Genomic DNA, 21,710 nt, shown 5'->3' on the forward strand with positions numbered 1-21,710 from the left:
GAGCAACACACGGCGGATGCTGCGCCGGGCCAGGTACTCGCTGACGGAAGCCGTCAAGGCGTCGCCGGTGGCCCCCCAACTTCGCTCGGTGGCGCGTCGCATGCGCACCACCAGTCTCGGAGCTTCATGAGCCAGGTGAACAGGCCCCTCGTTCTCATCGCGGTGATACTGCTCGCCGTCGTCGGCGTGCTGCCTGCGTGCAGCAAGCAGAATGCGGTGGAATCCCAACGGGCCAGCGAAATAACTCAGTACGGCATCACCTGGAAGTTCGACCGCGACTATCCGGTGGGCCAATTCGTCAACGGCGACTGGTGGGTGGTCGGGCCGGTGTCGGTGGTTTCGGTGACCCCGGGCCCGACCACCGCTCCCGCGGATGAGGTGACCGACCTCGGCACCAACTCGTGGGGTGACACCGGCTTGCGGGACGACAAGAGCCGGCGCAACGGTTCGATGATGGTGATGAGTGTGGGTCCAGCGCAGGGTTACGACTCCCGCGGTGTCACCTACGATCCGAGCTCATCCATCAACTTTCCATTTCGCTTGCCCGCCAATCGATCCCTCATATCGTCGATAAGTGAGCGGGCCGTTCCCAACCCGGCGATGCAAGCCGACTTGATGTGGGACTCGGAGAAGACGTCCTACGCCGTCATGAAGACCGCGGCCGTGCTGACCAGCCTCAGCGAGGTACCACCACCGGACGCCTTCCGCCCGACCTATGTCGGCGGCAACAAGGAGATATTCCGCGCCTCGAGTCTGCACTGGGACCGCCTGGCGAACCTGACGATGGACACCTCGCCGGTTCCCATCCCACCGTTCGCCCAATACGAGCGTTATCTCCAGCGGCCGTGGATCGACCACATGAATGGAACGTGGGAGGGTGACTATCTGCTCCCCGTCGACAACCAACCCTCCTATGGCAGGGAATTCGCTCGCATCGTCGGCACGGCGTCGCTCATGCTCAACACCAACGCCAGCCAGGAACAGAAGCGCCGCTTGCTCTACGGCCTAGTGCAGTACGGCATCGATCTACACGGCATGGTGCAGCTGGGCGCGGTGTACAACGAAGGCGGCGGCATCACGAGCGGGCGCAAGTGGCCCCTGCTGTTCGCCGGGCTGATGCTCGACGATCCGTCCTTCGCACCTCCCGTGCAGTCCTCGGTCTTTCACGAAGATGCCCAAACCTATTACGGTCGTGGGTGGTACGGCCAACGGGCACTCTGGCAAAACGTGATGCACCACGGCGCCCGTCAGCCCTATCAGGAGAAGCCACCGAGCGAATGGGACGAGTGGGACCAGACATCGGAGGACTATCGGACGTGTTGCACCGTGCGGGCCTGGGTCGGTGAGGGACTTGCAGCGCTGCTGATGGGCGCGAAGGCCACGTGGAATCACGATGCGTTCTTCGACAACCTCGAAGACTGGATGCGCAAGGAAGACAACTACGCCGCGAACCGCGGTGACTACCCTCGTCCGCCGGAAGAGACCACGACGTACGATCCGTTCGTCGACGCATTCTGGGAACTTCACCGTCGCGACGTGCCTGCGCAAAACGGGGGCACGACCAGTCTCAAGTGGGACGTCAACCAGGTTGGTCCGTTGAAGTGGGTTACCAACGCCAATCAGTAGCGCCGGTGCGCACGCGGCAAGAGGGCTACGGCGTCGGGCCACCAGAGGTTGCGACCAAGGGCACGGCGAATCACGCCGTGGCGGGCGTGATTCCGGCCTCGATTCAGATCGCGTATAGCTGCGTCGCGGAAACCTGGCGAGCCGACATCTGGTCGAAGATCCACCGATAGGTGCGCTCCAACCCGTCGGCCAAGCCGATCGTCGGCTCCCGGTCGTACAGCTGCTTGAACATCGCGTTGTCGCTGTTGCGACCTCTGACCCCCAGGGGTGCGCCAGGAAGGTACGTCCGCCGCACGGTGATTCCGGCGATCCGCTCGATGATGGTGACCATTTCGTTGATGCTCACCCGTTCGTCGGTGCCGACGTTGACCGGCATCGCGTTCTGGCCGTCGACCACCAATTGGATTGCCTCGACGCAGTCGTCGACATACATGAAACTGCGCGTCTGCTCACCGTCGCCCCAGATCTCGATCTCGTGATTTCCGGTCAACACGGCCGTGGCGATCTTCCTGCACAGCGCCGCAGGGGCCTTCTCGCGCCCGTCGTCGTAACCGCCGTTCACGCCGTAGACGTTGTGGAAACGAGCGACCCGGGTCTCGAGGCCGAAGTCTTCCGTGAAGTGCCGGCACATCCGCTCGCTGAACAGCTTCTCCCAGCCGTAACCATCCTCGGCCATCGCCGGATATGCGTCGGCCTCCTTGAGCGGAGTGACATCGGACTGGACCTGACGGTCCACGTTGTAGACGCATGCCGAACTGGCGAAGAAGTGCCGATGTACACCGGCGTCTCGAGCAGCGAGCAGCAGATGCGTGTTGATCAACACGGACAGCATGCACTCGGCCTTGTGCGACTTGATGAACCCGATGCCACCCATGTCGGCGGCAAGGTTGTACACGACATCCACCCCACGGACGGCCTCGTGGCACTCATCGAGCCTGGACAAGTCCAGTCGACGGGCCTCGACGCCCTCAGGAATCTGATACCACTCGTCCAACGGTTTGACGTCGGCGACCCGCACCGAGTGACCGCGCTTGGCCAACGCCCGAGCGAGGTGCCCCCCGATGAAACCCCCGCCGCCCGCGACGAGCACGGTCCGATGACCGTCGATCACACGCACTTCCCCCATGTCCAGATCTCCTCCTCCGCGCGCGCGGTCGGGCCGCCCCCATCAGGCCATACGTTACAGCTTCTGAGCCCGTTGATCCAGTACAGGGCAAACTTTGATTCCTTTGCCTTGTCAGCCTCAGCATACTCTCAGCTGAGTATGACCTGTATATATCACGTTCCGCAATATTTGCTAAATCTACATGCAGAGACACGTTTGAGTCCGGCCTCGGCGAGCCTTGACTACCGGTGGTGACGGGATTCGGCGAGGTCCGAGACCCACGCCTCATAGCTGTCGAGCGCGGTGGTTTCAGACAGCAGTTCCGCACAGTAACGGCGCCCCGCGGCACCCAATCGAACGGCGAGTTCGTGATCGGTACCGAGCCTGATCGCCTCGGCGAGGAGCATATCGGGCCGATCAGCCGGAACTCGGACTCCTGCGCCAGAGGCAACGATCTCTCGAGCGGTCACCCCCGCCTCGTGCGTCGCGGCGAGTACCGGTTTGCCGGACCGGAAGTAGGAGGTCAACTTGCTCGGTGCGGCCATGTGCGCAACCCCCGGCCGTTCGTTCACCAAGAGCACGTCGGCGGCGCCGAGCGCGGCTGGAAACTCCTCTTCGCATACCGGAGGCAAGAATTCGAGCGCGCGCATTCCGGCCCCGGCGGCCTGCAGTGAGGCACGCTGGTTGCCGTCACCGAGAAGGACGAACCGCACCCGGCGCTCGCCGCAGCCTGCCAATTCCGCGGCGGCGACGACGTTCTCCAGACCCTGCTTGTAGCCCATGTTGCCGGCATGCAGGACCACCACTTCGTCTGGACCCCACCCACGGGCAGCCCGAAACGCCGCACTTGCCGACGAATCGGGTGGGCCTATGTGAGTCCAGTTGCGAATCTCGTGGATATGTCGCCTGTCCACCCCCAAGTCGTCGACCAGATCTGAGGTGAACCCCGGGTGAATCACGACGACGCTGTCGGCCAACCGCATGACGGTCGACTCCACCATGGGTACGGCCCTCGCCGAGAAGCCCGATGCCGCTGCAGTTTCGGTGACTCCCCGGCTGTACAGGTCGTGCACGACGACGCCGATGGACGGTCGCCGCCAGGTCAGACGCGCTCGCACGGCGGCCATTCCAGCGGCCACCAGCGGCGGCGTCACCAGCACCACGACGTCCGGCCGGCCCCACCGGCTCGTCAACAATTGAAGACCGAAGGTGAATTCCATCAGGACGCGCCCAGTCCACGACAGCTGGCTCGGCACCGAATGACTGAGCCGCCGGACCCGCACACCGTCCACTGGTGCTTCCGACCGGAAGCCGCCACCCGTCTTGTCGCGCTTCCATTGTGGGTAGTGCGGGTAACCGGTCAGAACCCGAACGTCGTGTCCGCGTTCGGTCAGCCCTCTCGCGAGCCCGGTCGTGTACGGAGCAACCCCCGTGGGCTCGGGAGCGTAATTGATTCCGAGTATGGCGACTCTGATCGGTCGACGAGCCATGCGTGCAGCCTAAGTGGCGCTTCGAAACCACGCGGCGGATGCCGGCGGTGAACCGATGACGGTCGCGTACTGCCGTTCGAGCTCGTCTGCGTACTGCCTGTTGCGGCTCTTCGGGCCGTCTACCAGGACATCCCACTCGACGAACAGTTTCTCGAGGTCCGCGAGCACCGCGTCCGGTTCGATGGCCGACGCATCGTGGCAAAAGTTACCAAGGCCCATGCCTTCCATGAGGTCGACGAACTTTGCGGCGTAACCCAGGGACACGACCGGGCGTTCCAGCATCAGCGCACCGACGACGTTGTGGTACCGCGTACCGATGACCGCGTCGGTCTCACTGATCTGGGCCAACAGATCTCGTATCGACTCGATCGGCTCGACGATGAGCCGATCGCACTTCGTTCGGCCGTCCTCGCGGGCCCGAATGCTCTCCAGGAGCGCAGCGACGGCCTGCTCGTCACACCGCTCTCCGATGAGCACCCGTACGAAGTGCCCGCTGTCCAGAAGACGGCAGGCGATCGTGGCCATCTTGTCGACATACGTATGGAAGACGTCTGCACCGGCGGCTGGGTCATTGGTCCAGCCGTAGTAGGTCATGACGCCGAGGCCGACCGTCTTCTCCTCCGTCCGCCCCCGCGACCGAGTCGGACGAGGTAGCGCGAAGACCAGATCGGGCGTCACGGGAGCGTCGACCGGCGATGCGCCGATGCCTGCCATGTAACTGCGTGAGAATTCATCTCGATAAGAGCAGTAGGAAGAGAACTTGACGGCATTCCTCATGAGCCATCGACTTACCGGATGCGTAATGGGACCTCCCCCGACGCTCACGAATGCGAAGCGACGCCGCGCCAGTCTTGCCGCAGCCGTCCAGCGAAACAGGTGGTACGGCATGCCCTTTGGACTCTCGCCGAAATCGTCGAGTATGCCGGTGCCGGGAACGATCACTAGGTCGATGGTGCGCAGGAATCGGTAGATGGCACTCCATCGAGCGAGCTCGTAGAGCGGCCGCGCAACTGCCCGTACGACACGTGGTCCAGACGGCGCATCAGGAAGCGGCCCCGCCATGTAGATCGGAACCGCGCTGATGCCGTGTTCGGCTCGCACCACGTCCGGGCGAGCGCACACGCAGACCAACTCGGCAGTGGGGTCGATCTCTCGCGCGGCCATGAGAGCACTCGACAACGAAGCTTCATTGCCGACGTTGCCGGTACCGAACAAGCCGAAGAACGCGATCCTTCGCCGCCTCGGCACGGAACGCCGTTCCCTCTTCCAACCAAACGTCATCAAGCGCATCCCCCACGGCAGAAGTGGCATCCCGTTGCTCGTATGCCACACCGCTTACCAGATTACCGTCCTTCCACCAACGAGGTTCGGTGATCGCACTAGTCTGTACTGCATGGATTGGGGGAAGGTCTCCGCTGATGAATCCGGGCCTCGTCCAGGACGGTGGCGGGGCAGAAGTAGCTGGCGCTGGGTTCTGGCGATGGCGGCCCTGCTGGTCGTCATCGCAGCGATCGGTTGGCCCGTTTACGTACGCCCGCAAGTCGACGAGTTGCATCGCGCCGACGTGATCTTCGTCCTGGGCGGTCAGGGCGACGAGGCGTATACGTTCGGGTTGGAGTACGCGCTGCAAGGCCTCGCGCATCAAGTGGTGTTCTCGAATCCGGATGCCTCCCAGGCCATTTGGCTGGGCGATCTCTGCGATCACCGGCGCTACAGTTTCACGATCACCTGCCTCGAGCCGGATCCGCCGACGACGAGAGGTGAGGCGCGGGCGTTCGAAGAGCTTGCGCGCACCAAGGGGTGGCGCAGCGTGATCGTGCTCACCTCCGCACCGCACATCTCGCGCGCGCGGTTCATCATTCAGCGTTGCTTCGATGGCGACATCATGATGGGACAAACCGGGACCAACCAGTGGCCGTCGCAGTGGGCGTGGAGCTATGTGTACCAAACCGCGGGCTATATCCGCGCGGCGCTCCAGTCCGGCTGCTGAGACGTAAGACGATATGGCGGGATGCGTAGCAGCAAAGGGTGGCGCATCGTAGAATGAGAAAGGGCTGCCGCCGTTGACAGTCCTCAATAAGTCTTTTACCGCCGGAGTATGCATATGTCGACCGATTCAGCAAATAGGCGCTTCACACGGTCGACCGAGCTTCAAGACAAGCTGCATCACCTGATTCCCGGCGGTGCGCACACCTATGCACGTGGCTCCGATCAGTACCCCGAGTCGATGGCGCCGGTGCTCGTGCGTGGCCACGGCTGCCGCGTTTGGGACGTCGACGACAACGAGTACGTCGAATACGGCATGGGGTTGCGAGCGGTCACGCTCGGACACGGCTACCGGCCCGTTGTCGACGCGGTGTCCGCCGCGATCGTCAACGGCGTGAACTTCACCAGGCCGACTGAACTCGAACTGAATGCGGCCGAGGACTTCCTGCGGCTCGTCCCAGGTGCCGACATGGTGAAGTTCGCGAAGAACGGTTCCGACGTGACCACCGCCGCAGTCCGACTGGCCCGCGCGGCCACCGGTCGGAACAAGGTCGCAGCGTGCGACCAGCCGTTCTTCTCAACCGACGACTGGTTCATCGGGATCACTCCGATGAACAGCGGGATTCCAGAGTCGAGTCGGGAGCAGACGCTCCGCTTCCGCTACAACGATCTCGAATCTCTGGCGGCGGTACTTGCCGGTGGCGATGTCGCATGCGTGATACTCGAGGCGGCCACCTCGACCGCCGAACCCGAACCTGGTTTCCTGCAAGGTGTTCGGCAGTTGTGCGACCGGCATGGTTCACTGCTCGTCATCGATGAGATGATCACCGGATTCCGGTGGTCAGAGCACGGGGCGCAGGCACTCCATGACGTCAGGCCCGACCTGTCGTGCTGGGGCAAGGCAATGGGCAACGGGTTTCCGATAGCTGCGCTGGCGGGTAGGCGCGAGGTCATGGAACTCGGCGGTCTTCGCACCAACCGCGAACGCGTCTTCCTGCTCTCCACCACCCACGGTGCCGAGACCGGCTCACTCGCCGCGTTCCGTGCCGTTGTGAAGGCGTACGCCGACGACGACCCGATCGGCCAGATGGAACACGCCGGAAAGCTGCTGCGCCACAATGCCGAAGCCGTCATCAACGACGCAGGACTTGCTGATTACGTGCAGCTGAACGGGAGGTCGTCGTGCTTGACGTTCACCACCCGCGACGCCGATCGGCAACCCTCGCAAAGCTACCGCACACTGTTCCTACAGGAACTTCTCAATGGCGGCGTGCTGGGACAGTCGTTCGTCACCTCGGCAGCCCATACCGACCTCGACATCGAGCACACCCTAGCCGCGCTCCGCGGCGCGATGCCGGTGTACCGCCGCGCGATCGAGCGCGGTTCTGTCGAAGGACTACTCGAGGGCCGACCGGTCGCTCCGGCCATCCGGCGGTATGCGGCACCGCGGCAGGTCGAAACGACGGACGTTCACGTTTGGGCGGGAGCAAGCCCTTCGTAGGACAACGCGACGTCTTCGGCGATCCGCTCGAAATCGCTGGTGCGCAAGAAGTCTCGTAGTGACGTCCCAGTGCACTCGGAGTCGAAGTTGGGCGCCTCCACCCGCGTGCGCACGTCCTGGATGTTCACGGTCCTGAAGTCGATGCTGAACCGCGTACGGCCCGACGTGTTCGGCACCGTCGAATGCAACTGATTGCCCGAGAACAACATGACGCCACCGACTTCGGGGACGACTCGGACCTGAGGCTCGAGTGTGACCGGTTCCTCGGGCCGCGGTTGATCTCGGGTGTCGGTCTTGACGTGCTCGGCCGCACTGACCCTGCTGGTCCGGTTCCACTCGTAGTAGTCGTATCGCCGAGATCCGTTGCGCACCGGTTTACCCCAGTACTGCGGATGGAACGCCATCACGTTTTCGGGAACCACATCGTAAATCGGAATCCACCAGTTCAACTGGCTGAACGGTGCCGAATACCAGGTGTCGCGATGCGGGTGAAAGGCGTAGGAGATGCCAGAGGTCAGGAAGTCGTCCGAAGTCGACGTCCGCATGCGAGGGACGTCGAAGTAGGTGTCCTCCAGGTCGCATCCGACGCTCTCCAGCAGCGCCCTTATCCGCAGCTTGGATTCGGGGTGATGGATGAACCGCGGCTTCAATTCCGCCAACAGTGACGAGAATTCCTCGACCGGCATCTCGTGCTGGGCCGTCTGAGGATCCCGCCGACCGAACGCCTCCGAGATCAGGTCGCGCGCGTGTTCGACAAGCGCAAGCGACTCGGGTGAAGCCGAATACAACAGGACGTTCCCGTCGTACAGCCGGGTGCGTCGCTCTGCGTCCGTGATGTCCGGGTTGAAGAGAATCGTGGTCACGTCGGTACCTGCCTTTCAGATGTTCTCTCGCGACGGCCCGTCACGGGCCTGCGATCTTCCACAGCCCGTCGAGTTGCGGATATCGAGCGCTGACCTCGGGCAGCAAATCGGGCAGCGTGAGGAGCACGTGATCCGGATTCGCCTTCAGTAGCGCGTCGGGTGCCACGATGGGGATGTCCGTGCCAGGCATGCGCCTGCCCTGCTTGGCGGGAGAGGCATCGGCCACCGCCGCCAACAGCTTCGAATCGAGGCGTGCACGGCTGAACAGCGCTACGGCGCGCGATGCCGCACCGTAGCCGAGGACCCTACGACCGGCCCCAGCCTCGGTCTCGAGCCAGCTCCGCAGCGAGTCGCCATCTCGATCGGCGGTGGTTTGTAGGCTGCCGATGGTGACCGGATCGGTGATGCCCAGTGAGGTCTCGGTGTCGAGGATCCGCTGGACCGACGCGTCGGGTTCGGCAGCCCCATGCACGGCAGCGATCAAGACGGTGCCACCGTAGAGCTCGAAACTCCAAGCGGTGACGACGCTGAGTCCGACGTCGCCAAGCAGCCGGATCAGCGCACTCATCGAGTAGTACGCAAAGTGCCCGTGCCGCAGGGCATTCCACTGCCCACGTTCAACGATCGCGACGATCGAATGGTACTGGAGCAAGAGGACACCGTTTGGGTTCACGACGTCCGCGCGGCGGGCGAAGGCCTCACGTTGGTCAGGCTCGTGCATGATGCCGAAGCAGTCGAGCACCACGTCCGCCGTCGACTTCACCGCCCGGTATCCGCGTTCGGTCAGCAGCGGCATCCACGAGCCGCCATGCGGGCTGCCGAATTCCAGCACGGTGTTGCCACGCAGATAGCCGTCACCATGGACTCGGGTGACCGCCTCCACGGCCTGATCCTTGAGCGCCTGCGGTTCCACTCCCCTCGGCTCGTCGGCGATGGTGTCATCGTCGGCGAGCTGAGCCAGACCGCAATCACCACAGAGGTCCATTGCGAGTTCGTGGGTGGTCTCATCCTCGTCCAACGGATCATCGGCGAGCGGGAAGTGGTCCGCCGCCGGGACGCTGCCGAGATCCAGGACCCGGGTCAGATTCGGTTTTCCGCATCCGCGGCACGCAATCATGGCAACATTTCCTGATGCGCATCGAGACGACGGAACTCGCCGACGTGCTGGTTCTGGTTCCACAGCCGTTTCGCGACGACCGCGGCCTGTTCACCCGCACCTTCGATGCGGAGATCTTCGATGACTACCTCGGCAAGCCCGGCGTATCGGCGTCGTTCGTGCAGGATTCCCAGTCGCGCTCGGCGAAGGGCGTGATCCGGGGCATGCACGGTCGGGCGGGGCGGGGCGAGGCCAAGCTGGTGCGATGCGCCAACGGGGCCGTGCATGACGTGCTGATCGACATTCGAAGCGACTCGCCCACCTTCTCTCGCCGGCAGGCATTCCTTCTCGACGACAAGGACTTTCGGCATCTCTACGTGCCGCCGGGGTTCCTGCACGGCTTTCAGGCCATCAGCTCGACCGCGGATGTGTGCTACCGGATCGATCGTCCGCACGATCCTTCCGAGGACGTCGGCGTCGCCTACGACGATCCGGACCTGTCGATCGACTGGCCACTGCCGGTGTCGGTGGTGTCCCCCCGCGACGCAGGCGCAGGGAGTTGGGCGGATCTTCTCAGACATCTGCCGTGACCCGGCGGAACGTCTCGTCGAGGACGCCGCTGGCGCGTAGCGATTCGAGGTGGGGCAGGCGGGTGAACTTCTTGGCGAAGTCGTGGTTGGTCAGGCCTGCCGAGACGTACTCCTTGTAGAGTTCGGCCGCACCATCGGCAACGCTCCAGGCCGCTTCGAATCCGAGTGCCTGGCGGAACGCGGAGAAATCAACGCGGTAGGACCGGGGGTCGGCACCCGTCTCTCCGGTGATCAGCAACTTCGCGCCCGGCACTGCATCGACGACGCTCTCCGCGATCTCGGCGACCGTCAGATTGTTGTCTTCGCTTCCGACGTTGTAGGCCGCGCAATGGATCTTGCTGATCGGAGCTTGCAGCGCCAGTCGGAAGGCCGACGCGATGTCCTGTGCGTGCACCAGCGGACGCCATGGCGTGCCGTCCGACAGGACACGCACGTCACCCGAGAGGACTGCGTGTCCGACGAGGTTGTTCAGAACGATGTCGGCACGCAGTCGCGGGGAGAAGCCAAATGCGGTCGCATTACGTAGGAAGACTGGTGAGAATGAGTCGTCCGCCATCGCCGCCACGTCGTCCTCGACGCGGACCTTGCTCTCGGCGTAGGGAGTGAGCGGTCGCAGCGGGGCGCTCTCGTTGACGAGATCGTCGCCGGCCGAGCCGTATACCGAACAGGTTGACGCGTAGAGGAATCGTCGTGCGCCTGCAGCCTTGGCCAGTCGCGCCAGCCGAACGGAGGCGTGATGATTGATGTCGTAGGTGATCTGGGGTGCAAGTGCTCCGAGCGGGTCGTTGGACAGCGCCGCAAGATGAATCACCGCGTCGAATCCCTCGAGGTGCTTGACCGTGACGTCACGCAGGTCCACCCGCATACCGGGAGGGTCGGCGGGTGGAGTGCCCAATACGCAGTCGGCGAAGAACCCTGCGTCCAGACCGGTCACGTCGTGACCTGCCCCCTGAAGAATCGGCACCATCACGGTGCCGAGATAGCCTTGATGTCCAGTGACTAGTACTCGCATGTCGATGACTTCCCTTCGCGCTCAACGGTCGAATGTGATGGTGGCTTTTTCCACGATGAACGCCTCCGCGTGCTGACTTCGACACTGCACGCCGCGCAGTCGCGAGAGCCCGAGGAACGCTTGCTCGTCGAACCAGTCGTGGCTGGCCTGGGACGGGTAGTGCTTGAGCAGCAGGCGTGCCTTGTCCTCGGCGACGTCGAGCGCCAATGGATTGAAGAGGGTGGGGCGTGGGGTGTCGGACTCCCACTTGAGGATTTCGTAGCCGAGCACCAGATGATCACGGAATTCGGTCGGCAACAGTTCGGCAAGCAGCCGGTGGTCCTGATGGGCGTCCCCGCGATGCGGTCCGAAGACGACGCTCGCCGCGGTGGTGCGACGAAATTCGCTGAGCTGCCGCTTGATTCGGTCCCAGTGTGCCGGCGCCCGGCCGTCCGGTATGTCGAGAATCCTGACGTCGAGATCTGCTTCTGGGCAGAACGCGGCGAGCGCATTCGTTTCCTCGGCCTCTCGTTCAGTTCCGCCGCCGGATAGCACCAGGCCACGGACGCGAATTCCCGGGTGGCTTCTCGACAGGCTCAACAGGGTCCCGCCCATCCCGATCGCTATGTCGTCGCAATGCGCTCCGACGACCGCGATTTCGGTGCGGACACCAATGGAGAGTGGGATCATCGCGGCCCTACGCCGGCCAACAGATCAGCCTCTTCGTCGGCGTGCTCCCAGAGCATCCACGGCCGGTCACCGCTGTGGTACTTGGCGTCGAGCTCGGCGCGTTCCTTGAACGTGTCGGCCGGCTTCCAGAAGCCTTCGTACCGGTAGCCGAACAGCCTGCCCTGTCCCGCCAGCGTGCCGCACACGTCAGCGACCAGGTCGCCGCCGGGCGGCAGCAGTTCGAAGATCTCCTTGGAGAGTACGAAGAACCCACCGTTCTCCCAGATCGGCAGTGCCGACACGGGTGTGATGTCCTTGACCTCACCCGTTTCACTGACCTCGACACAGTGAAAGGTGGACTGCGGGGGCACGATCATCATCGACGCGGCCGCCCCCGAATCATGGAACTTCTCCACCATCCGGTCCAAGGGGGCATCTGTGAGCACATCGGCGTAGTTGGCCAGGAAGTAGTCATCACCGTCGAGATGGGGCCGCACCCGGCGCAGGCGCTCACCGATTGCCGACTCGAGCCCGGTGTCGACGAACGTGATCGACCAGTCGCTGATGTCGGAGTGCATGAGCTCGACGTGGCCGCCCCGCATGACGAAGTCATTCGACACCGATTCCTGGTATGTCAGAAAGTAATTCTTGATGTGCGAGGCTCCGTAGCCGAGGCACAGGATGAAATCCTTGTGACCGAAGTGTGCGTAGTAACGCATCACGTGCCAGATCAGCGGCCGCGGACCGACCATCTGCATCGGCTTCGGCACGGCGTCATCGGCGTTGCCGCGCATCCGCATTCCGTAACCACCGCAGAACAGGACGACTTTCATTCTGTTTACCTCCTCAGGCTTTGAGAGCTTGGTTGCCGGCGGCGTGCAGCGTCGGCAGCGGGAACACGAGCTGGCCGCCCCATTCAGTGATGTACTCGAGCTGCCCGGTCAGCTCGACTTCCAGATTCCACGGCAGGGCAAGCACGACGTCGGGACGGTCCTTCGCGATGTGCGCCGGATCAAGAATGGGAATGCGTGTGCCAGGGGTGAAGCGGCCGTGTTTGTAGGGATTGCGATCCACGGTGTACTCGAGCAGGTCGGTCCGGATGCCGCAGTAATTGAGCAGCGTGTTGCCCTTGCCGGGTGCGCCGTAACCGACCACGCGCTTGCCCGCAGCGCGGCAGTCGAGAAGGAAGCGCAGCAGATCATGGCGAACGGCCTCGGTCCTGGCGCGTAACTGCAGGTAGCCGTCCACCTGGTGCAAACCCGCCTCTTCTTCGATGCGGAGGATTTCGGCGACGCGCTCGCTCGGCGGCCCGGCGTTCTCCTCGGGGCGAGCCCACAGCCGAATCGAACCTCCGTGTGTCGGAATCGATTCGACGTCGACGACGCTCAGCCCGGCGGTGGCAAGTGCGCGCATGGCGGACAGCACCGTGTAGTACTGGAAGTGCTCGTGGTAGATGGTGTCGAACTGCCCCAGAGTGACCAGCGGCAGTGCGTGGTGCACCTCGATGCTCAGCCATCCGTCGTCAGCCATCAGCAGGCGCAGCGACCGCGTGAAGCCCAGGAGGTCGGGAATGTGGGCGTACACGTTGTTGGCCGCCACGAGCTGCGCCGGACCGTGGTGCTCACGAACGGCGGCGGCGGTCCGTTCATCCAGGAACGCGGTCTGCGTCGGCACGCCTCGCTTGCGCGCCGCGGCACCCACGTTCACCGACGGCTCGATGCCCAGGCAGGGTATGCCCGCGGCGACGACATGCTGCAGCAGGTAGCCGTCGTTGCTGGCGACCTCGACCACGAAGGAGTCCGGATCGAGGCCGAGGCGACTGATCGCGCCGTCGACGAAGCGCTTCGCGTGGTCGACCCAGCTGTCGGAGTACGACGAGAAGTACGCGTATTCCGCGAAGGTGTCCTCCGGCGTGATGAGCGCTGGAATCTGCAGCAGCAGACAGTCTTCGCAGAGTCGGAGGTGCAGTGGATACGTGGGTTCCGGCGCGTCCAATTCGTCGGAGGTCAGGAACGTCTCGCACGGCGGGGTTGCGCCGAGGTCGAGAATACTGAGGAGCCGACTCGACTCACATAACCGACAGCGCACGCTGGTCCTCGTTTCGTTGACGCGGAAGAACATGAACCGAAGGCCGCAACGCCCCGGATCTTGAGTCGTGTACGTCGGCGGGCCCGCGGGTAGGCCGACCCAACGCCCGGTAGGTCCACCCAGCCGCACACCACGTCGTGGCGTCCAGGCAATTACGGCCGTCGATCACCGCAGGCGACCGTACGATCTGCTTCAGCGCGACCGGGTCGATCGAACGGAATTCCTCCCACTCGGTCAGAACCAGCACGGCGTCCGCCCCGTCGCATGCTTCGAATGCCGAAGTCGCGTAATTCAGTGTTGGAAACAGGGCACGGGAGTTGTCCATCGCCTGGGGGTCGAAAACGGTGACGGTCGCACCCTGCAACTGGATCTGGCCCGCCACGTTGAGTGCGGGGGAGTCGCGCACGTCGTCCGAATCGGGCTTGAACGCGGTGCCCAGCACGGCAACTCGCGCGCCGATGAACCCACCGCCACAGGCCTCGCGCGCGATCTCGACCGTCCGCGTCCGCCGCCGCATGTTGATGCTGTCGACTTCGCGGAGGAACGTCAGTGCCTGGTTGGCTCCCAGTTCGCCCGCCCGGGCCATGAAGGCACGGATGTCCTTGGGCAGGCACCCGCCACCAAAGCCGATGCCTGCGTTGAGGAAGCGCCGACCGATTCGGCCGTCGTGTCCGATTGCATCGGCCAGCACGGTGACGTCTGCACCGACCGCCTCACAGACCTCTGCGATCGCGTTGATGAACGAGATCTTGGTTGCCAAGAAGGCATTTGCGGACACCTTCACCAGTTCTGCGGTCGCCAGATCGGTGACGATGAAGGGTATGCCCCGCCCGATGAGGTCCGCATAGACTTCCCGCGCGATCGACTCGGCCCTGCCGGGTCCGTCCTGGTCGACACCCAGAACGAGGCGATCCGGGTTCAGCGTGTCCTGAACCGCAAAACCCTCCCGCAGGAATTCCGGATTCCACGCCACCTCGAGCGCTTCTCCCGCGGGTGAGAGCTCACGAGCCAGTTCGCCCAGCCGCGCGGCGGTTCCGACCGGCACCGTGGACTTGCCCAGGATCAAGGCCGGCTTGTCGATGAGTGGCGCGAGCTGGGCGATGACGGAATCGACGTAGTGCAGGTCCGCCCCGTAGTCGCCCTTCTTCTGTGGCGTCGCCACGGCGACGAAGAAGACGTCTGCGAAGCTGGCTGCCTCCTCATATGACGACGAGAAGCGAAGTCGCCCAGCGCTCATCGCGCCCCGGAGGACCTCGGCGAGGCCCGGTTCGAAGAACGGCACCTCCCCCGCTTCGAGCTTGGCCAGCTTGCTGGGATCGACGTCCACTCCGAGAACCTCGTGGCCCAGCTCCGCCATGCAGGCAGCGTGCGTGGCACCAAGGTAACCCGTTCCCAGGACGACCATTCTCATATTCGCGCCCCGCCCTCAGTAGGCGCCGGCGCGGCCGAAGACCGCTCGTAGCGTCTTGGCGACGATCAGGATGTCGCCGATCATCGACCAGTTGTCGACATAGGCGAGATCGAGGCGAACCGCTTCATTCCACGTGAGATCGGCTCTACCACTGACCTGCCACAGACCCGTTATGCCCGGCTTGACGAGCAGTTTCCGCAATACGTCGCAGTCGTATGCCTCGACCTCACGCCGCAACGGCGGCCGAGGACCCACGACGCTCATCTCGTGACGGAGCACGTTGATGAACTGCGGCAGTTCGTCGATGCTGAAGCGTCGCAACACCCGGCCGATCGGCGTTATGCGCGGATCATTCCGAATCTTGAAGAGTGGTCCGTCGAACTCGTTCAATGCCAACATCTTCGACAACTGCTTGTCGGCATCCTTGACCATCGTGCGAAACTTCAACATCGCAAACGGCCTGCCGTCGATCCCGATGCGTTCACTGGCGTAGAACACCGGCCCCTCGCTGGTGAGCTTGACCGCGACCGCGGTGATGAGCAGGAGCGGCAGCGTCGCGATCAGGGCCGCCAAGGCGAAGCAGAAGTCGAAGGCGCGCTTCTCGAACCGCTTCGTGCCTAGATACTGCGGCTTCTCGATGTGCAGCAGTGGCAGGCCGGCGATGGGCCGCATGACGAGCCGTGAGAGCGCGACGTCCATGACGCCCGTCGAGACCACGAGGTCGACGCCCATCGTCTCGAGATCCCAGATCAGTCTGCGAATTCCCCGAACCCCGAAGTGTTCCGTGCCTGCGATGGCGACGGTGTCGGCGCCACACGTGCGGATTGCGTCCAGCGCATGGGCCTCATCGCCGACGACGGGGATCAAGGTGCCGTTGACGGTGATGTGCTCGCCCCGGGGAGGGCCGTATCCCGGTATGGCCACCCCAGTGACCTGGTACCCGTCCATCGAATTTCGGGTCAGTTCGGTGGCCAGGTGTTCCACCGCGTCGCGTTCGCCAATGGCCAGGACCGCGGTCAGATAGTCACCCTGCCCGCGCTGACGTGCGACGTAACCGCGCCAGAACGATCTCGTCAGCACCAGTCCGAGAGTCCCGGCAGGAAGAGCCACTGCGAGGTAACCGCGTGCGATGTCGAGCTTGAGCAGGAGCGTCACGATCGCGATCGCACCGAACGTCCAGAAGGAGGCCGACACCACTCGCCGGAACTCTTCGATTCCGGTGCCGATGAGCCTGGGCGATCGGCTGTGAAATCCGGCAAGGGCGGACAACCAGACGATGGCGAACAGGACGGAGAATGCCGGCACGTAGTACTCGAGGTATCCAGGCGGCGAAATCGTTCCGAATCGGGCGTACTGTCCCAACGCCACTGCCGCGCTCACGACGAGCGTGTCGGTCATCTGCAGCTTGGTGACGTAGCGGCGTTGCCACCTGGTCCGCTCGAAGACCTGAGACGGCAGGAGCCCTGAAATGCTAGGGACGGCAGCGCCATTGCGGGAATGACCGTTCAGATGGTCCGTGATCTCTTCGCCGCCGACATCAGACGGCCTTCGCGTCTCGACGTCGACGGGAAGCATGTCGGTCCGTTGATTCATTCCCTTACTCCCGCTCCCAGGCCCGACCGGCCGCCGCCGACGCTGTTGGTGGCGGCGTCCCCCGAGCGCGTGTACCGAAACTCGGTGGACGACGCACGCAAAGCATTACAGGTTAGCTGTGTGGAACACATAAGCAACCATCCTCCCCATGGTCATAGGAAGGTACCACTGCAAAATTCACATCACAAGACAGATTTAGCAAAGTTACAACCGGAGTCATCAAGGACGTGCTCCTTCGATCGGTTCGTTCCGAAATTTGGACCCGTCCAATGGTCTTTGACCTGTATATATGCTCATCGAAACTCAGCAGCGGCGCCGTGAATGCATCAACTTCAGCGCCAAGGACGACATACTCCTGTTGTCACAGCAATCAATGGATGGGAAGTCGCGCAGCTCGAAGTGGACGTCGCGTCGACCCAAGGTCAGATCGTCATAGGAGGATCGCGCTACTATCTTTGGCAAAGCATCGAGTAAAAACCGGCGCCGAGCAGATCGACGGGAGATCACGACGTCTTGCCGCGCGTGGAACGTGACGGCCCACGTGGCGCTGTACATGGCGCCGTCATTCCCCCCGAGAACAGTTGAAACAAGGCACCCAGCTACCTGATAACTTCAGGGCTAGTGACCATTCCCGTCGGGGGGATGCAAGGAGCAGGACGATTCAGGAGGGCACTTCACGTGAAGATCACCAACGCACTGGTGGCGGCGGCCGCCGCTGCCGCAGCGGGATCCATCGGCATCCTCGGAGCACCGCTTGCCGCCGCAGATGATCTGACCACCACCACGACCACCACCATCGGCAACGAGGCGAAGCTGACCGACGGCAACGTCGTGCAGGGCTGGACCATCAGCAACCTCAAGGCCAGCACGGACGTCATTCCCTACCCGGTGGCGGGCACCCTGTGGGAGGCCACCGCAACGGACCAGGCCATCGAGGGCAGCCCCACTCCGATCGTGTCAAACCTCAACGCGCGCGCCAGCGACGGTCAGAACTACCGGGTGCTGTTCGGCGTCGCGACGCCGCAGGGCGTCAACCCAGCGACCCTGGGCCAGGGCCAGAAGACCTCCGGGAAGGTCTACTTCGACGTCGTCGGGGAGAACCCCGACAGCGTCGTCTACACCGCGGGCGGCCAAGACCGCCTGGTGTGGGTGCAGCCACCACCACAGTTGCCCACCAATAACGGCGGGGGCAGCTACACGTCGTCGCCCGCCGCGTCAGCTACGCCGAGCACTGCGACCACGCCGACCACCGCGCCAGGAGCCATCCCCGGCGCGCCAGCGAGTGTCGAGGGAACCTCCGTGCCGGGTGCGTCCCTGCCCGCAGGCAGCCAGGGCACCCCACTGGTGACCGGGAGCCAGGGGACGCCACTTCCGGCCGGAAGCGCCGGGACACCCGCCGTTCCGGCAGGCACCGAGGGAGCAACGCAGCCCGCGGCGGTTCAACAGGCGCCCGGTAGCCAGGGAACTCCACTCCCAGCCGGGAGCTCCGGGACGCCTGCCGTTCCGGCAGGCACCGAGGGATCACCGCAGCCCGCGGCAGTTCAGGACGCACCGCAGCCGGTCACGGTTCAGGAAGCACCACAGCCCGCGGCGGTTCAGCAGGCACCCGCGGCCACCGGTAGCCAGGGCACTCCGCTTCCCACCAGCGCTGCGGCCTCCGCGGCTCCCACCACGACCGTCGTCGTTCCGCCTCCGGCCTGACCGGCACACCCTCAGGAGTGGCTCGACCACCACACGTACAGCTGGTCGAGGTTCGGACCGCTATCGGCACCGTCGACCGAGCTGAGTAGTAGGTCGTCGTCATCCGTCCAGACCAACGTCGGGACGTCGCCGGAGTAGCCGCATACGAGTGTGCCGCTGACCTTTTGCGGCGTTGCGTTGCGGCGCCAAGGCCCAGGTGACTGAATGTTCCCTGGGCAGTTCACCACTCGGGTGTCGCGTACCTGGGCCTCGAACGCAGAGCTCAGCGCGGCTTTGTCCCCGAGCAACGTATAGGTCGCCGACGGCGGACCGCCGGCGTCGGCGTTCCTGGTGCAGTTCACCTTCGCGAGTGCGGCCTGAGGCACGTCCGCGGGTGTGCACGCACTGGACGGGTAGCCCCGCGGCAGGACCCCCAGCAGCTTCTGCTGGGCATCGGCATTCGCCGGCGTCGGGGTCGGCCGGGCCGCGTCGGTGCCTGACGAATCGGGCCCGCCGGATGACGGCCACAACAACCAGGCCGCAAGTCCGACGACCACCAGCCCCGCAACGCCCGCCACGATGGGCCAGAGCCGAAACTGCTTGGGCTTGGGCGCAACTACGCGAGGGTCGACGGTCATGGGTTCGGTGAAGCGATCTTCGATGCTCGCCTGCTCCGGCGACGGAAGATGATCGGACGGCCATTGCCCGGCGGGATCCACGTGCCCGTAGGGGTCCGCGCGGGGTGACGGCACCACCGTCGCGGTGATCTGTTCGCTCAGCGCGCGGGCGAAGTCCGAGCAGCGGGCGAACCGATCTTCGGGCCGTTTGGCCAGCGCGACCGCGAGCACCGGATCGAGGCTGGCCAACTCCGGGTGTGTCTGCGCCAAAGCCGTTGGCCTGGTCTCGATTTGGTGGTTGACCACGACCGATGGGTCCGAGTCCGCGAATACCGGCCGCCCGGTCAGCAGGGCGTACGCCGTCGCCGCGAGCGCGTACTGGTCGGCGCGGCCGTCGACGTCCTCGCCCAGCAACTGTTCGGGTGCGCAATAGGCTACCGTCCCGAGGGTCATCTCCGTCGCGGTGAACCCACGATCGTCGTTGACGTCACGGGCCAAACCGAAGTCGGTCAACAGGATTCGCTGCTCGCCATCGTCGTCGAGATGGGTGATCATGATGTTGGCGGGTTTGACGTCGCGGTGCAGTAGGCCCCGTTTGTGAGCGCTGTCCAAGGCCCTGGCGACGGCGATGACGATCTGAGCGACCTCCTCGGCAGGCATTCCCGTCGGATGGCGCTCGGCGACCAGACGAGCTGCGTCCAACCCGTCGACGTAGTCCATGGAGATCCAGAGTTGACCGTCGTCCTCGCCACGGTCGTGCACGCCGACGATGTTGGGATGCCAAAGCGTCGACGCGAGGTCGGCCTCCCTGTTGAAACGGGCCCGGTAGTCGGCGTCGGACGACCAGTCGCGTGGAAGCAACTTCAAGGCGTCCCGGCGCGGAAGCCTCGGATGCTGCGCGAGGTACACCCTGCCCATGCCGCCAGAGCCCAGCAGGCCGACGATCTGATAGCCGGCGAAGACTTGGCCGTTGGTCAATGCATCGTCCGGCAGGTGTGGTTGTGACGGCTGGTCATCGGGTGGCGGAGGCGAACTCATGTGCCTACCTCCGTGTCTCTCACGGCCAGCGGAGAATTCCCATGCATCGCCTATGAGGGTAATCGGCGACGGCCACTTGGCGCGCCCGTGTGACCGATCGGCAGAACGCTACCTCCTGCGGAGCTACATCCGGCGCGAGAGGTCCTCGTCGCCGTGGCGTGTAGGCACGGGCGGACCCACCGGTGCCGGGCCCGCATTGTGCTGGCGCTCACTGGGTCCCGCAGCCTCGGCCGGAGGCTGTTCGGCTGGCGCCTCGTGCGCTCTGGCGTCGCGGTCGTGCGGCGGGGTCTGCTCCTGACGATTGCCTTCGCCCTCCCGCGACGGCTGTTGGTGCGCCCCGGCAGCCCCCCCAGCAGGACCCTGGCCGCCGCCACCCTGGCCGCCGGTAGCCTGACTCGCGGCTGGTTGCCCCGCCGCGGGCGATCCGGCTTGCGACTGGTCCGCAGCTTGAACATCCGCTCCTTGCGAGCCACCGTCTTTCGAGTCGCCACCCTGTGCGGCCTTCATCGCCTGCTCCATCAGCGACCCGAAGATGCTGGAGCCCCCTCCTCCGCCCTCGCCGGCTTTGCCCGCCTGCTGAGCCATCTGGCCGACCTGGCCGAGCATCTGTCCGATCTGACCGATCCCCTGGCCGCCCTGGTCATCGGAGTTCTGGTAGGCCGACTTCGCGGAATCCACCTTGCCGGAGAACATCGTCTCCTTGGCCTGCAGCGCCGTCACGTTCGCGGCGAGCGGAGCGGATAGCGTCGGCATCACGGCGGCGATGGTCATGCTCAAGCCGTCCTCGCCGGGCGGAATGGTCGGCATCGGCGGCATGTCCACCGACGCGGGATTCCAGGAAGTGCCGTCCTCCATCCCAAATGGGTCACCCATCAGCGCGTACCTCCTGACTCACCAGTCATCGTCAACCTCGTCACCCAAGTCGTATTCGAGGGCGGGCGGCGGCGCCAGCGAGGCAGCGGTGCCGCCGCTCTCCCCGCGCTGACCCATCATGCCCGCGCCACCGCCCATGCCGCCGCCCATGCCACCCGACACCGGTGCGACCCCGCCGATGGCCGCGCTGCCTGCGCCGGCGGGCCTTACCGCGACGCCATCCATGGTGGAGCCAACCAGTTTCGCCATCATCGGAGTTTGCGGGGCCGAGCCACCACCTCCAGGCAGGGACGCCGCCTTCATCATTCCGGCGCCACCACCCGCGCCGGAGCCGCCGGCCAGCGGGTGGTTGGAGAACGCCGAGAAGGGGCTGACTCCCTTGCCCGAGCCTGCCCCCGAACCGCCCTTGCCGAACATCGAGGTGAGCTGCTGCAGCGGCTGCGACACCTGCTGCATGAGCTGTTGCGGAGCCTGGGTCACCATGCCCATGAGT

General features: G+C 64.5%; 17 protein-coding genes and 2 pseudogenes. 5 read left to right on the forward strand and 14 right to left on the reverse strand.

Annotation, left to right across the window (positions count from 1 at the left end; translation table 11 throughout):
- The first annotated feature begins 126 nt into the window (after nucleotides 1–126).
- Nucleotides 127–1,626 carry a hypothetical protein gene (locus tag ACRDUX_RS18445; RefSeq protein ID WP_526415466.1) on the forward strand — a complete coding sequence of 500 codons (1,500 nt, stop codon included), beginning with the start codon at nucleotides 127–129 and terminating at the stop codon, nucleotides 1,624–1,626.
- Between the two features lie 103 nt (nucleotides 1,627–1,729).
- Here the strand turns inward: ACRDUX_RS18445 and ACRDUX_RS18450 are convergent, their stop codons facing one another.
- The 3 genes from ACRDUX_RS18450 to ACRDUX_RS18460 form a co-directional block, all read right to left on the reverse strand.
- Entirely contained in the window at nucleotides 1,730–2,752 is a 1,023-nt protein-coding gene (locus ACRDUX_RS18450) for an NAD-dependent epimerase/dehydratase family protein (RefSeq protein ID WP_526415467.1), read from the reverse strand.
- A 221-nt stretch (nucleotides 2,753–2,973) separates the two neighbouring features.
- Entirely contained in the window at nucleotides 2,974–4,221 is a 1,248-nt protein-coding gene (locus ACRDUX_RS18455) for a glycosyltransferase family 4 protein (RefSeq protein WP_526415468.1), read from the reverse strand.
- A 9-nt stretch (nucleotides 4,222–4,230) separates the two neighbouring features.
- A complete protein-coding gene (locus tag ACRDUX_RS18460; RefSeq protein WP_526415469.1) occupies nucleotides 4,231–5,532 on the reverse strand; it encodes a polysaccharide pyruvyl transferase family protein in 1,302 nt (433 codons plus the stop codon).
- Between the two features lie 169 nt (nucleotides 5,533–5,701).
- Between ACRDUX_RS18460 and ACRDUX_RS18465 the strand changes: the two genes are divergently transcribed.
- A complete protein-coding gene (locus tag ACRDUX_RS18465) occupies nucleotides 5,702–6,211 on the forward strand; it encodes a YdcF family protein (RefSeq protein WP_526415470.1) in 510 nt (169 codons plus the stop codon).
- 114 nt (nucleotides 6,212–6,325) lie between these two features.
- Nucleotides 6,326–7,708 (forward strand): glutamate-1-semialdehyde 2,1-aminomutase, encoded by a 1,383-nt coding sequence (locus tag ACRDUX_RS18470; RefSeq protein ID WP_526415471.1) that lies wholly within the window; start codon nucleotides 6,326–6,328, stop codon nucleotides 7,706–7,708.
- Here the strand turns inward: ACRDUX_RS18470 and ACRDUX_RS18475 are convergent.
- Nucleotides 7,678–8,571 carry a phytanoyl-CoA dioxygenase family protein gene (locus ACRDUX_RS18475; RefSeq protein ID WP_526415472.1) on the reverse strand — a complete coding sequence of 298 codons (894 nt, stop codon included), beginning with the start codon at nucleotides 8,569–8,571 and terminating at the stop codon, nucleotides 7,678–7,680. The genes ACRDUX_RS18470 and ACRDUX_RS18475 overlap by 31 nt on opposite strands.
- 40 nt (nucleotides 8,572–8,611) lie before the next feature.
- Nucleotides 8,612–9,688, reverse strand: coding sequence for a transferase (locus ACRDUX_RS18480; RefSeq protein WP_526415473.1), 1,077 nt, complete (start codon nucleotides 9,686–9,688; stop codon nucleotides 8,612–8,614).
- Nucleotides 9,689–9,702: 14 nt separating this feature from the next.
- Here ACRDUX_RS18480 and rfbC point away from each other — a divergent pair, with 14 nt between their 5' ends.
- Nucleotides 9,703–10,257 (forward strand): dTDP-4-dehydrorhamnose 3,5-epimerase, encoded by a 555-nt coding sequence (gene rfbC / locus ACRDUX_RS18485; RefSeq protein ID WP_526415474.1) that lies wholly within the window; start codon nucleotides 9,703–9,705, stop codon nucleotides 10,255–10,257.
- Here rfbC and ACRDUX_RS18490 read toward each other — a convergent pair.
- The 6 genes and pseudogenes from ACRDUX_RS18490 to ACRDUX_RS18515 form a co-directional block, all read right to left on the reverse strand.
- Nucleotides 10,241–11,269 carry an NAD-dependent epimerase/dehydratase family protein gene (locus ACRDUX_RS18490; RefSeq protein ID WP_526415475.1) on the reverse strand — a complete coding sequence of 343 codons (1,029 nt, stop codon included), beginning with the start codon at nucleotides 11,267–11,269 and terminating at the stop codon, nucleotides 10,241–10,243. The genes rfbC and ACRDUX_RS18490 overlap by 17 nt on opposite strands.
- Nucleotides 11,270–11,290: 21 nt before the next feature.
- Nucleotides 11,291–11,938 carry a PIG-L deacetylase family protein gene (locus tag ACRDUX_RS18495; RefSeq protein ID WP_526415476.1) on the reverse strand — a complete coding sequence of 216 codons (648 nt, stop codon included), beginning with the start codon at nucleotides 11,936–11,938 and terminating at the stop codon, nucleotides 11,291–11,293.
- Complete coding sequence (locus tag ACRDUX_RS18500; RefSeq protein WP_526415477.1) at nucleotides 11,935–12,750, reverse strand: glycosyltransferase family protein; 816 nt, start codon at nucleotides 12,748–12,750, stop codon at nucleotides 11,935–11,937. The genes ACRDUX_RS18495 and ACRDUX_RS18500 overlap by 4 nt, the downstream gene beginning before the upstream one ends.
- A 13-nt stretch (nucleotides 12,751–12,763) precedes the next feature.
- A complete protein-coding gene (locus ACRDUX_RS18505) occupies nucleotides 12,764–14,005 on the reverse strand; it encodes a class I SAM-dependent DNA methyltransferase (protein WP_526415478.1) in 1,242 nt (413 codons plus the stop codon).
- A gap of 91 nt (nucleotides 14,006–14,096) precedes the next feature.
- Nucleotides 14,097–15,416 (reverse strand): annotated as a pseudogene (locus ACRDUX_RS18510) (UDP-glucose dehydrogenase family protein); the annotation flags it as partial.
- Between the two features lie 15 nt (nucleotides 15,417–15,431).
- A complete protein-coding gene (locus tag ACRDUX_RS18515) occupies nucleotides 15,432–17,009 on the reverse strand; it encodes a sugar transferase (protein ID WP_526415479.1) in 1,578 nt (525 codons plus the stop codon).
- 678 nt (nucleotides 17,010–17,687) lie between these two features.
- Between ACRDUX_RS18515 and ACRDUX_RS18520 the strand changes: the two genes are divergently transcribed.
- The gene (locus ACRDUX_RS18520) at nucleotides 17,688–18,710 is read left to right on the forward strand and encodes a DUF1942 domain-containing protein (RefSeq protein WP_526415480.1); all 1,023 of its coding nucleotides are present in this window, start codon (nucleotides 17,688–17,690) and stop codon (nucleotides 18,708–18,710) included.
- An 11-nt stretch (nucleotides 18,711–18,721) separates the two neighbouring features.
- Here the strand turns inward: ACRDUX_RS18520 and ACRDUX_RS18525 are convergent, their stop codons facing one another.
- The 3 genes and pseudogenes from ACRDUX_RS18525 to ACRDUX_RS18535 all read right to left on the reverse strand — a co-directional run.
- Nucleotides 18,722–20,344: a serine/threonine-protein kinase gene (locus ACRDUX_RS18525; RefSeq protein ID WP_526415481.1), complete on the reverse strand. Its 1,623-nt coding sequence runs from the start codon at nucleotides 20,342–20,344 to the stop codon at nucleotides 18,722–18,724.
- A gap of 123 nt (nucleotides 20,345–20,467) precedes the next feature.
- Nucleotides 20,468–21,217: a hypothetical protein gene (locus ACRDUX_RS18530; protein WP_526415482.1), complete on the reverse strand. Its 750-nt coding sequence runs from the start codon at nucleotides 21,215–21,217 to the stop codon at nucleotides 20,468–20,470.
- 18 nt (nucleotides 21,218–21,235) lie between these two features.
- Nucleotides 21,236–21,710 (reverse strand): annotated as a pseudogene (locus tag ACRDUX_RS18535) (hypothetical protein); the annotation flags it as partial.

The organism is Mycobacterium sp., from assembly GCF_050701675.1.
In the GTDB taxonomy this organism is placed as follows: domain Bacteria; phylum Actinomycetota; class Actinomycetes; order Mycobacteriales; family Mycobacteriaceae; genus Mycobacterium.

Excerpts from the sequence above, each read along its gene's own strand:
- ACRDUX_RS18445 (WP_526415466.1), top strand. The coding sequence starts at position 127 with ATGAGCCAGGTGAACAGGCCCCTCGTTCTCATCGCGGTGATACTGCTC.
- ACRDUX_RS18450 (WP_526415467.1), bottom strand. The coding sequence starts at position 2,752 with ATGGGGGAAGTGCGTGTGATCGACGGTCATCGGACCGTGCTCGTCGCG.
- ACRDUX_RS18455 (WP_526415468.1), bottom strand. The coding sequence starts at position 4,221 with ATGGCTCGTCGACCGATCAGAGTCGCCATACTCGGAATCAATTACGCT.
- ACRDUX_RS18460 (WP_526415469.1), bottom strand. The coding sequence starts at position 5,532 with ATGCCACTTCTGCCGTGGGGGATGCGCTTGATGACGTTTGGTTGGAAG.
- ACRDUX_RS18465 (WP_526415470.1), top strand. The coding sequence starts at position 5,702 with ATGGCGGCCCTGCTGGTCGTCATCGCAGCGATCGGTTGGCCCGTTTAC.
- ACRDUX_RS18470 (WP_526415471.1), top strand. The coding sequence starts at position 6,326 with ATGTCGACCGATTCAGCAAATAGGCGCTTCACACGGTCGACCGAGCTT.
- ACRDUX_RS18480 (WP_526415473.1), bottom strand. The coding sequence starts at position 9,688 with ATGATTGCGTGCCGCGGATGCGGAAAACCGAATCTGACCCGGGTCCTG.
- rfbC (WP_526415474.1), top strand. The coding sequence starts at position 9,703 with ATGCGCATCGAGACGACGGAACTCGCCGACGTGCTGGTTCTGGTTCCA.
- ACRDUX_RS18490 (WP_526415475.1), bottom strand. The coding sequence starts at position 11,269 with ATGCGAGTACTAGTCACTGGACATCAAGGCTATCTCGGCACCGTGATG.
- ACRDUX_RS18495 (WP_526415476.1), bottom strand. The coding sequence starts at position 11,938 with ATGATCCCACTCTCCATTGGTGTCCGCACCGAAATCGCGGTCGTCGGA.
- ACRDUX_RS18500 (WP_526415477.1), bottom strand. The coding sequence starts at position 12,750 with ATGAAAGTCGTCCTGTTCTGCGGTGGTTACGGAATGCGGATGCGCGGC.
- ACRDUX_RS18515 (WP_526415479.1), bottom strand. The coding sequence starts at position 17,009 with ATGAATCAACGGACCGACATGCTTCCCGTCGACGTCGAGACGCGAAGG.
- ACRDUX_RS18525 (WP_526415481.1), bottom strand. The coding sequence starts at position 20,344 with ATGAGTTCGCCTCCGCCACCCGATGACCAGCCGTCACAACCACACCTG.
- ACRDUX_RS18530 (WP_526415482.1), bottom strand. The coding sequence starts at position 21,217 with ATGGGTGACCCATTTGGGATGGAGGACGGCACTTCCTGGAATCCCGCG.